The organism is Stenotrophomonas sp. TWI700 (assembly GCF_039673645.1).
Lineage (GTDB): Bacteria > Pseudomonadota > Gammaproteobacteria > Xanthomonadales > Xanthomonadaceae > Stenotrophomonas > Stenotrophomonas maltophilia_AA.
Map to the genome: position 1 here is coordinate 1 of NZ_JBDJMB010000049.1, position 9,672 is coordinate 9,672.

The window sequence follows — 9,672 nt, forward strand, 5'->3', positions numbered from 1 at the left end:
GCGCGGGCGCCCCGGGGGGGGGGGGGGGGGGGTGGCGTCGGGGTGGGGCCGCCCCGCCCCCGCCCCCCACTACCGGGATGCGTGATGCCGGTTAGCGGCCGGCAGTACCCGGATTCGTGCGCCGACCAACGGTCGGCACCTACCCGTGGCTCGCTGCGCCCTCAGCGCCGTGCCGGGGCGTCCCCGGCCACGTAGTACGCCGCGGTGCTGCGCGGCAGCGGCGCACGCCCGCGGATCCGGTCGGCGATCTTCTCGGCGATCATGATCGTGGTGGCGTTGAGGTTGCCGGTGATGATGCGCGGCATGATCGAGGCATCGACCACGCGCAGGCTTTCCATGCCATGCACGCGGCCCTGGCCGTCGACCACGCTCATCGCGTCGGTGCCCATCGCACACGAGCACGACGGGTGATACGCCGTCTCGGCATGCGCGCGCACGAACGCATCCAGTTCCGCATCGGTCTGGCATTCGGCGCTCGGGCTGATCTCGCGCCCGCGGTACGCGTCCAGCGCGGGCTGGGCGATGATCTCGCGGGTGATGCGGATCGCATCGCGGAATTCCTGCCAGTCCTGGTCGGTGGACTGGTAATTGAACAGGATGGAAGGGTGCTCGCGCGGGTCCAGCGACTTCGCGTGCACGCGCCCGCGGCTCGGTGTGCGCATCGAGCCGACGTGTGCCTGGAAACCGTGTTCCTTGACCGCGTTGGTGCCGTTGTAATTGATCGCCACCGGCAGGAAGTGATACTGGATGTTCGGCCAGTCGAAGTCCTCGCGGGTACGGATGAAACCACCGGCTTCGAACTGGTTGCTGGCACCGATGCCGGTCCCGTTGAACAGCCACTCCGCGCCGATCGCCGGCTGGTTCCACCACTGTAGTGCGGGGTACAGCGACACCGGCTTCTTGCAGGCGTACTGCATGTACACCTCCAGGTGGTCCTGCAGGTTCTCGCCGACGCCGGGCAGATCGTGCACCAGCGGGACGCCGAGTGCGGCCAGCAGCGCGGGCGCGCCTACGCCGGAGCGCTGCAGGATCTGCGGCGAGGCGATCGCACCGGCGCACAGCAGCACTTCGCGGCGCGCGGTGGCATCGATCGGCTCGGCGCTGTTGCCGGCCAGGTAGCGCACGCCGACGGCGCGCTTGCCGGCGAACAGGATGCGGTCGGTGGTGGCATGCACCACGATCTCCAGCCCCTCGCGGTCCTTGGCCATGTCCAGGTAACCGCGCGCGGTGCTGGAGCGTCGCCCACGCGGGGTCACGGTGCGGTCCATCGGGCCGAAGCCTTCCTGCTGGTAGCCGTTGAGGTCGTCGGTGCGCGGGTAGCCCGCCTGCACGCCGGCCTCGACCATCGCGTGGAACAGCACGTTGTTGCCGTTCTTCGGCGTGGCCACGCTGACCGGGCCGTCGCCGCCGTGGTAATCGTTGGCACCGATGTCGCGCGTCTCCGCCTTGCGGAAGTAGGGCAGCACATCGTGGTAGCTCCAGTCTTCCAGGCCCTCGAAGCTGGCCCACTGGTCGAAGTCCATCGCGTTGCCGCGGATGTAGCACATGCCGTTGATCAGCGAGGAGCCCCCCAGGCCCTTGCCGCGGCCGCACTCCATGCGCCGGTTGTCCATGTACGGTTCCGGTTCGGTCTCATACGCCCAGTTGTAGCGGCGGCCCTGCAGCGGATAGGCCAGCGCGGCCGGCATCTGGGTGCGGAAGTCCAGCCGGTAGTCCGGACCGCCGGCTTCCAGCAGCAGTACGCTGACGCCGGCGTCTTCGGTGAGTCGCGCAGCCAGCGTGTTGCCGGCCGAACCGGCGCCGATGATGATGTAGTCGTATTCGCGCTTCATCGCGGTGTCTCCTGGGTAAGGCCGGTTCAGAACACCGACGCGTAGCGGTCCAGCTCGATCTGGATGGATTTGGTGCGGGTGTAGGCGCGCAGCGTGGCCAGCCCGTTCTCGCGGCCGACACCGGACTGCTTGTAGCCACCCACCGGCATCTGCGCCGGCGACTCGCCCCAACTGTTGACCCAGCAGATGCCGGCCTCGAGCTGGTGGATCACCCGATGTGCGCGCGCCAGGTCGGGCGTCACCACACCGGCGGCCAGGCCGTAATCAGTGTCGTTGGCGCGGCGCACCGCCTCCTCTTCATCGTCATAGGCCAGCAGGCTCATCACCGGCCCGAAGATTTCCTCGCGCACGATGCGCATGTCATCGCGGCAATCGCTGAAGATGGTCGGTGCCACGTAGCAGCCCTTGCCCAGCGCGCCTTCGGTCAGCCGTTCGCCACCGCAGACCAGGCGCGCGCCGTCGGCCTTGCCGCTGGCGATGTGCTCGAGCACGCGCTGCATGTGCGCGGCGCTGACCAGCGGGCCGAAGTTGGTGTCCTTGGCCAGCGGATCGCCGATGCGGATGCGCTGGACCCGCTCCAGCAGTTTGGCTTCGAACGCTGCCAGCCTGCCGCGCGGCACGAACACGCGGGTGCCGTTGGTGCAGACCTGGCCGGAGCTGTAGAAGTTGGCCATCATCGCCACGTCGGCGGCCAGGTCCAGATCGGCGTCGTCGCAGATGATCAGCGGCGACTTGCCGCCCAGCTCCATGGTGACGTCCTTGAGCGTGGAGCTGGACGCACTGGCCATCACCTTGCGGCCGGTGGCGGTGCCGCCGGTGAAGGAGATCTTCTCGATCAGCGGGTGCTCGGTCAGCGCCGAGCCGACGCCGGCGCCATCGCCGGGCAGCACGTTGAACACGCCATCGGGCAGGCCGGCCTCGGTGAAGATTTCCGCCAGCTTCAGCGCGGTCAGCGGCGTGACCTCGCTGGGCTTGAAGATCATCGCGTTGCCGGCGGCCAGCGCCGGGGCGGCCTTCCACAGCGCGATCTGGATCGGGTAGTTCCACGCGCCGATCGCACCGACCACGCCCAGCGGTTCCTGCCGGGTGTAGAAGAAGCTGCTCTCGCGCAGCGGCACCTGGCTGCCTTCCAGCCCGTGCATGACGCCGGCGTAGTACTCCAGCACGTCCGCGCCGGTGACCACGTCCACGCTCAGCGTTTCACTCAACGCCTTGCCGGTGTTGTGCGATTCCAGCTCGGCCAGTGCGTCGTTGCGCTCGCGCAGCAGTTCGACCGCGCGCAGCAGGATGCGCGAGCGCTCCACGGTGGTCAGCGCGGCCCACACTTTCTGGCCGGCCTGGGCGCTCTCCACCGCAGCGTCGAGATCGTCGCTGTTGGCGCTGTGGACGTTGGCGAGCAGCTCGCCGTTGGCGGGGTTGATGACCTCGAAGGTCTTTCCGCCCTGGGAAGGAACATAGCGGCCGCCGATGTACAGCAGCTGGTCGGGGAGGGTAGGCATGTCGATGACTCCTTTGCAGCGGGAGATCAGTGCGTCAACGCGTGAGATGCAGGAACTGCAGGTGACGCTCGTACTGATCGATGATGTCGTTGATGATCTGCTGGCGGCTGTAGCCGAACAGCTCGTAGTCCTGTCCACCCTCATAGAGGTGCACTTCGGCGCGGTAGTAACGCTGGTTGCGGAAGCGCTGCGCGGCGAACGAAGGCGTGAGGTAGCCGCGCATGATCACCTGGTAGGTGAAGACCTGTTGTTCGCCATGGTCCACCAGCAGCTCCATGTGACCCGGCTCGAACTTGGTCTGCACGTCCAGGCCCTGTTCGAGCAGCTGCGCGGCGACGGCTTCGATCGCCGGCTTCACATCGGTGTCCATGAACCGGTACACCTCGTCGCGTACCGGGAAATGCACCGCCTGGGTGATGCGCTGGCGCCAGCCGCGCTGATGCCGCGATTGCCCGATCAACGGGATCGGCGAGTACTGCGAGGCCTTCTTGCGCTGCGACTCTTCGCCCAGCGCACGGGTCAGCCCCCACAGCATCAGCAGCAGCACCACCGAGAACGGCAGCGAGGCCAGCACCACCGCGGATTTGAGCGCGTCCATGCTGCCGGCCAGCAGCAGCCCGGCGGTGACCAGGCCGGTCATCACGCCCCAGAACACGCGCAGCCAGCGCGGGCCGTCGTCTTCCGGATTGCCGCCCTGCGAGGACAGCGTGGACAGCACCACCGTGCCCGAGTCGGCCGAGGTGACGAAGAAGATGAAGCTGACGATCACCGTGACCGCGATGACGGTGCGGCTCCAGGGGTAGCTTTCCAGCAGCGCGTACAGCACGGTCGGCGGGTTCTCCACCGCCATCTGCGCCAGGTGCACCTGGTCGTGATGCAGGATCTGGTCCAGCGCGCTGTTGCCGAAGATCGACAGCCACGCCAGGGTGAAACCCAGCGGAATCAGCAGCACGCCGAGCACGAACTCGCGGATGGTGCGGCCGCGTGAGATGCGCGCGATGAACAGGCCCACGAACGGCGCCCAGCCGATCCACCAGGCCCAGTAGAACACCGTCCAGTTGCCCAGCCAGTCCGGGCGCCCGCCATAGGCGTACACATCGAAACTCTTGCCGACCACGTTGCCCAGGTAGTCGCCCATGTTCTGCATGAAGGCATTGAGCAGGTACTGGGTGGGCCCGGCGAACAGCATGAACAGCAGCAGCGAGATCGCCAGCAGCATGTTGATGTTGGACATCCAGCGCACGCCCTTCTCGACGCCGGAGACGGCCACGGTGATCGCCGCACCCATCATCAGCACGATCAGCCCGACCTGCACCCAGGCCGCGTGCGGCACCGGGAACAGGGTGTTCAGGCCGGCGTTGAGATGCAGCACGCCAAAGCCCATGTCCGCGCCGAGGCCGAACACGGTGGCCACGATGCCCAGCGCATCCACGGTGTAGCCGATCGGCCCGTTGATGCGTTTGCCGATCAGCGGATACAGCGCCGAGCGCAGCGCGAGGGGCAGGTTGTGGCGGTACGCGAAGTAGGCCAGCGCCATCGCCGCCAGCGCGAACACGCCCCACCCATGCAGGCCCCAGTGCAGGAACAGCAGCTGCATCGCCTGGCGCGCGCTGGCCTCGCCGCTGCCGGTGCCGCCCTGCGGCGGCAGCAGGTAGTGGGTCAGCGGCTCGGAGACGCAGAAGAAGAACAGGGTGATGCTGATGCCCGCGGCGAACAGCATGCCGGCCCAGGATAGATAGCTGAACTCCGGTTCGTCATGGTCCGCGCCCAGCTTGACGTTGCCATAGCCGGACAGCGCCACGCCGACCACGAACACCAGGTACACGGTCATCGCAAGAAGGTAATACCAGCCGACATTGCGCGACGCCCAGGTCTGGGCATCGAGCAGCATCACGCCGGCATCGATCGGAAACACGGTGACCAGAATGGCGAATGCCGCCACGATCGTGGCGGCAAGCAGGAACACGGGTCGAAGCGTGCGCACCTCGGACAGAGGTGGCTCCACGGTACTCATGGGGTGGGGGATACTCCCGGTGCCGGAGCGGCGGACGGCGGGATTTATCGCACAGGCGCTGTGGACAGCCTGTTTACGCCGCCACGAGGCCCGCCGCGCAAGGGCGGCGGGTGCACAGGGATCAGCGCAGCGCGCTGCTCGGCACGTCGATCGACATCGCCAGGGCGAGGTGATCGGAGAACGCGGCCGGCACCGCCTCGGCACTGCGTTGCTGCAGGCCGTTGCTGAGCAGGATGTGGTCGATCGCCCGGTCCGGGCGCCAGCTGGGGAAGGTCGGCACCACGCAGCCTGGCGGCTGCAGTGTCGTCTTCTGGTACAGCACCTGCATTTCCGGACGTTCGGCCAGGCAGTTGAAATCGCCCATCAGCACCGCGTTGGGATGCTCGGAGAGCAGATCGGCGATGAAGGCCAACTGCGACATGCGCGAATTGGTCCCCAGCGACAGATGTGCCACCGCGACGGCCAGGCCCTGGCTGCCTTCACCGAACTTGGCCAACAGCACGCCGCGCCCGCCGATCCGGCCGGGCAGGGCGTGGTCCTGGACCTCGACCGGCTCGAGCTTGCTGAGCAGGCCGTTGGCGCTGGACGCGACCCCGCCCATGCGGCGGTTGGGCTGGTGGCTCCAGTAATTGAAGCCGGCGCGCTCGGCCAGATAGTGGGTCTGGTTGGTGAAGCCCGAGCGCAGGCTGCCGGGGTCGGCCTCCTGCAGGCCGACGATGTCGTGCTCACGGGCCATCTGCGCGATGGCATCCAGGCTGGTTCGCTTACGCCCGGCCGGCAGTGCATGCGACCAGCTGCGGGTCACGTAGTCACTGTAGCGGCGGGTGCTCGAACCGGCCTGGATGTTGGCCGTCAGCAGGCGCAGGGTCCGCGTGTGGGGGGAGGTCACGACGGTTCGCTATCGCTGGATCAGTTGGCCTTGCCGGCGCGTTCGCGCGCGATCAGGTGATCGGCGATGCGCAGCATGTCCGGGAAGCCCTTGCCCTTGACCAGGTACTTGCCGTTGACGATCACCGACGGGGTGCCGGAGATCTTGCTGCGCTGGGCGAACTGCTTGGCCGAGTTGGTCTTGGCGTTGACGGCGAAGCTGCCCATCATCGCGGCGAACTGCTTCGGGTCGGCGCCGTGCTTGCCGTAGAAGTTGGCGATGTCCTCGACCGAATCACGGCCGCGCTCGCCCTTCAGGCTCTGCTCGGCGTGGATCGCGGCGTACATGGCTTCGTGGGTCTTTTCCTGCAGGCCCATCGCCTGCGCGGCGTAGAACGCACGGCCGTAGTCATCCCAGGTGCCGCCGAACATCGCCGGCACGTAGACGAAATTGACATCGCTCGGCAGGCCGGCCTTCCACGGCCCGATCAGCGGCTGGAACGCGGCGCAGGCCGGGCACACGTAACCGAAGATCTCGGCGACTTCGATCTTGCCGGTGGCCGGCTGGAACGGCTGGCCGTTCTCGATCACCACATAGTCGGTGCCGGCAACCGGTTCCGGGCCGGTCGGGCGCGAGGAGGCCGGGGCCGGTGCCGGGGTGGTGGCTTCGGCAGCGGCGGTCTCGGCGGCGGCGGTTTCACCGCTGGCGGCCGGGGCCTGCTCGGTCGGGGTGGCCGTTTCGGTGGCCGGGGTGCTGCTCGGCGCGGCCGGTTCGGCCGGGGCGGTGGTGTTGGCGGTACCGTCCTGGGCCTTGCAGGCGGCCAGGATCGGCAGCAGGGCCATGAGCGTAATGGCGAAACGGGTCTTCATCGAAGCATCTCCAGCGGATGAGCATGTTGGGGCCGATGCTGGGAGCATCGGCCAGGGAAGCATGATGACACGGGGAAACGAGCGTCCCGCGTGCACGGTGCGTGATGGTTCAGCGAGCGCTGTCAGAGCGCCTTGCCGCTGCGCGCACGGGCGATCAGGGCATCTGCGTTGCGCAGCATGGCCTCGAACGAGTCGCCCTTGACCAGGTACACGCCATTGATGATCAGCGTCGGCGTGCCCGGCACCTTGGTGCGCAGGGCGAAGGCACGGGCAGCCTTCACCTTGGCGTCCACCGCATCGCTCTTGAGCGCGGCGATGTACTGCGGCGGGGCCACGCCGAAGCCCTGGTAGAACGCAGCCAGTTCATCCGGCGAGACGTTCTGCATCGGCAGCGAGCCCTTCTCATGCAGGGCATCGAACATGGCGCGGTGGCTGCGCTTGGCGACGCCCAGCTGATCGGCGGCGTAGTAGGCGCGGGCAAACGAATCCCACACGCCACCGAAAGCGGCCGGCACCGGGGTGAAGCGGACGTCCTTGGGCAGCTTGGCGGCCCAGGCTTCCAGCTGCGGCTCGAAGTGCGCGCAGTGCGGGCAGGTGTAGCCGAACATCTCCACGACTTCGACCTTGCCGGCCAGCGGCGCGAACGGGCCGGCATCGGCGATGCGTTCGTAATCCTTGCCTTCCACCAGTGGGGTCGGGGTGGCGGCGAGGGTGCTCAACGGGCTCAGGGCCAGCAGCAACAACATCAGGCGGGGCATCAACGTCATCTACATCCATCTCCATACAGAAAAAACGACGCCGGCCCAGTCGCCGGCGTGGCAGTGAACATACCCCGCCAGCCACGGCGGTCGCATCTGTCATCCGACCAAGGGGATGCGCTGCGGTGCGGGCGGTGGTTACGGTGCCTGCGTGCCCCCGTCAACGGTGGCCGCAGCGGCGACATCATCGGCCCGGTTGTGCAGGCCCTGCAGGTAGCTGGCCAGGGCCTGGATCTCCTGCTCGGTCAGCGACTTGGCGATCGTGGCCATGATCTGGAAGTGCGCCTTGTCGGTTTCCTGGGTGGTCCCGGCCTGGTACTCCTGCAGCCGACGGGCAACATAGGCCGAGTGCTGGCCGCTGATGTGCGGGTAGGCGGGTCCCGGATTGCCGGCGCCGGTCGGGCCGTGACAGGCCATGCAGGCCGGGATGCCGCGCTCGGCATCGCCGCCGCGGTACAGCTGCTGGCCGATCTCGAAGAACTTCTTGCCCGCGTACGGGCCGTCGGTCACGGCGCCATCGTCGGCGATGCCGGCGGTGGCCTTCTGCGTGGCGAAGTAGGCACCGATGTCGCGCATGTCCTGCGGGGTGAGGTCCTGCACGAACGGCACCATCGCCGCCGAGGCCCCGGAGGTGCGCTGGCCATTGGCGATCAGGGCAATCTGCTGGGCGCTGTAGCGCTCGCTCTGGCCGGCGATGCTCGGGTACATCTCCACGGTGGAGTTGCCATCGGCCGAATGGCAGGCCGCGCAGGCCGCGGCCTTGGTCTGCCCGGCCTTGGGGTCGCCCCAGGTGGTTTTGCTGAAATCGACCTCCAGCGAGGCGGTCTTGATCGGCCCGTTGTCCGGCAACGGGGTGATCGAGGTCTGGGCAACGGCAACGGCGGCGAGCAGCGAGACAGCAAGTGCGGAAACGGCAAGAACGCGAGCATGGCGCATGCGGAAGCTCCGTGTGGACCGGCCTGGCGGTTGCGGGACCGCAACCACGGGGATCGCCCGATTATCAACGCCGTTTCACGCCACGGTCAACGCAGGGTGCAGCAAAACCGAGCGCGGGCAGCGCGGATCGGGCCCGGACATGCGATCCTATACCCATGTCATTGCTCCTCGAACGCGCCCAATACCTGCTTTCGGCCCACAACACCCGGCAATTGCCGGACGACGTGGGCGCGGAAGTCGCCTTTGCCGGTCGCTCAAACGCCGGCAAATCCAGTGCCCTCAACGCCCTGACCCGCCAGAACAGCCTGGCCCGGGTCTCCAAGACCCCCGGCCGCACCCAGCAGCTGGTGTTCTTCGAGGTTACCCCGGAGGCCAAGCTGGTCGATCTGCCCGGGTACGGCTACGCCAAGGTCCCGCTGGACCTGCAGGCGCACTGGCAGGCCTTCATCGACCAGTACTTCCGTACCCGCGAGGCCCTGCGTGGCCTGGTGGTGGTGATGGACATCCGTCACCCGCTGAGGGACTACGACCGCCAGATGCTTGCCTATGCGGTGCAGCGCGGCCTGCCGGCGCACGCGCTGCTGACCAAGGCCGACAAGCTCGGCCGCGGCCAGCAGGGCATCGCCCTGCAGAAGGTGCGCAAGGAACTGCAGTCCTCCTTCGGCGATACCGTCAGCGTGCAGACCTTCTCCGGTCCCGCCCGCCAGGGCGTGGATGAGGCCCGCGGGATCATCGGCGGCTGGCTGGGCCTGAACAAGCCGGCGCCGGAAGCCACCTGACCCCCGGCGTTGCTGCGGTCCAATGGGCCGCACGGCGCCGGTAGTGGCGGGGGCGGCGGCCGCGGGCGGGGGCGCGCACGGGAGCGGGCGCGCCCCCCCGCGCGCCGCCCGCGCCAC

The 9,672-nt window shown here is 68.0% G+C and carries 8 protein-coding genes; 1 reads left to right on the top strand and 7 read right to left on the bottom strand.

What is annotated here, in order from left to right; genetic code table 11:
• Positions 1-161 precede the first annotated feature (161 nt).
• The 7 genes from betA to ABE473_RS18455 form a co-directional block, all read right to left on the bottom strand.
• Complete coding sequence (gene betA, locus ABE473_RS18425; RefSeq protein ID WP_346490493.1) at positions 162-1,832, bottom strand: choline dehydrogenase; 1,671 nt, start codon at positions 1,830-1,832, stop codon at positions 162-164.
• Positions 1,833-1,858: 26 nt separating this feature from the next.
• The gene (betB, locus tag ABE473_RS18430) at positions 1,859-3,331 is read right to left on the bottom strand and encodes a betaine-aldehyde dehydrogenase (protein ID WP_346490494.1); all 1,473 of its coding nucleotides are present in this window, start codon (positions 3,329-3,331) and stop codon (positions 1,859-1,861) included.
• A 34-nt stretch (positions 3,332-3,365) separates the two neighbouring features.
• On the bottom strand, positions 3,366-5,345 hold the full coding sequence (gene betT, locus ABE473_RS18435) for a choline BCCT transporter BetT (protein WP_179460069.1): 1,980 nt from the start codon (positions 5,343-5,345) through the stop codon (positions 3,366-3,368).
• A 121-nt stretch (positions 5,346-5,466) separates the two neighbouring features.
• Positions 5,467-6,204: an endonuclease/exonuclease/phosphatase family protein gene (locus ABE473_RS18440; RefSeq protein ID WP_346478937.1), complete on the bottom strand. Its 738-nt coding sequence runs from the start codon at positions 6,202-6,204 to the stop codon at positions 5,467-5,469.
• A 50-nt stretch (positions 6,205-6,254) separates the two neighbouring features.
• Positions 6,255-7,082, bottom strand: coding sequence for a thiol:disulfide interchange protein DsbA/DsbL (locus ABE473_RS18445; protein WP_346490495.1), 828 nt, complete (start codon positions 7,080-7,082; stop codon positions 6,255-6,257).
• 122 nt (positions 7,083-7,204) lie between these two features.
• Positions 7,205-7,849 (bottom strand): thiol:disulfide interchange protein DsbA/DsbL, encoded by a 645-nt coding sequence (locus tag ABE473_RS18450; RefSeq protein ID WP_346478850.1) that lies wholly within the window; start codon positions 7,847-7,849, stop codon positions 7,205-7,207.
• 129 nt (positions 7,850-7,978) lie between these two features.
• A complete protein-coding gene (locus ABE473_RS18455; protein ID WP_346490496.1) occupies positions 7,979-8,776 on the bottom strand; it encodes a c-type cytochrome in 798 nt (265 codons plus the stop codon).
• Between the two features lie 155 nt (positions 8,777-8,931).
• Here ABE473_RS18455 and yihA point away from each other — a divergent pair, with 155 nt between their 5' ends.
• Positions 8,932-9,555: a ribosome biogenesis GTP-binding protein YihA/YsxC gene (yihA, locus tag ABE473_RS18460; RefSeq protein ID WP_179460072.1), complete on the top strand. Its 624-nt coding sequence runs from the start codon at positions 8,932-8,934 to the stop codon at positions 9,553-9,555.
• Positions 9,556-9,672: the final 117 nt, after the last annotated feature.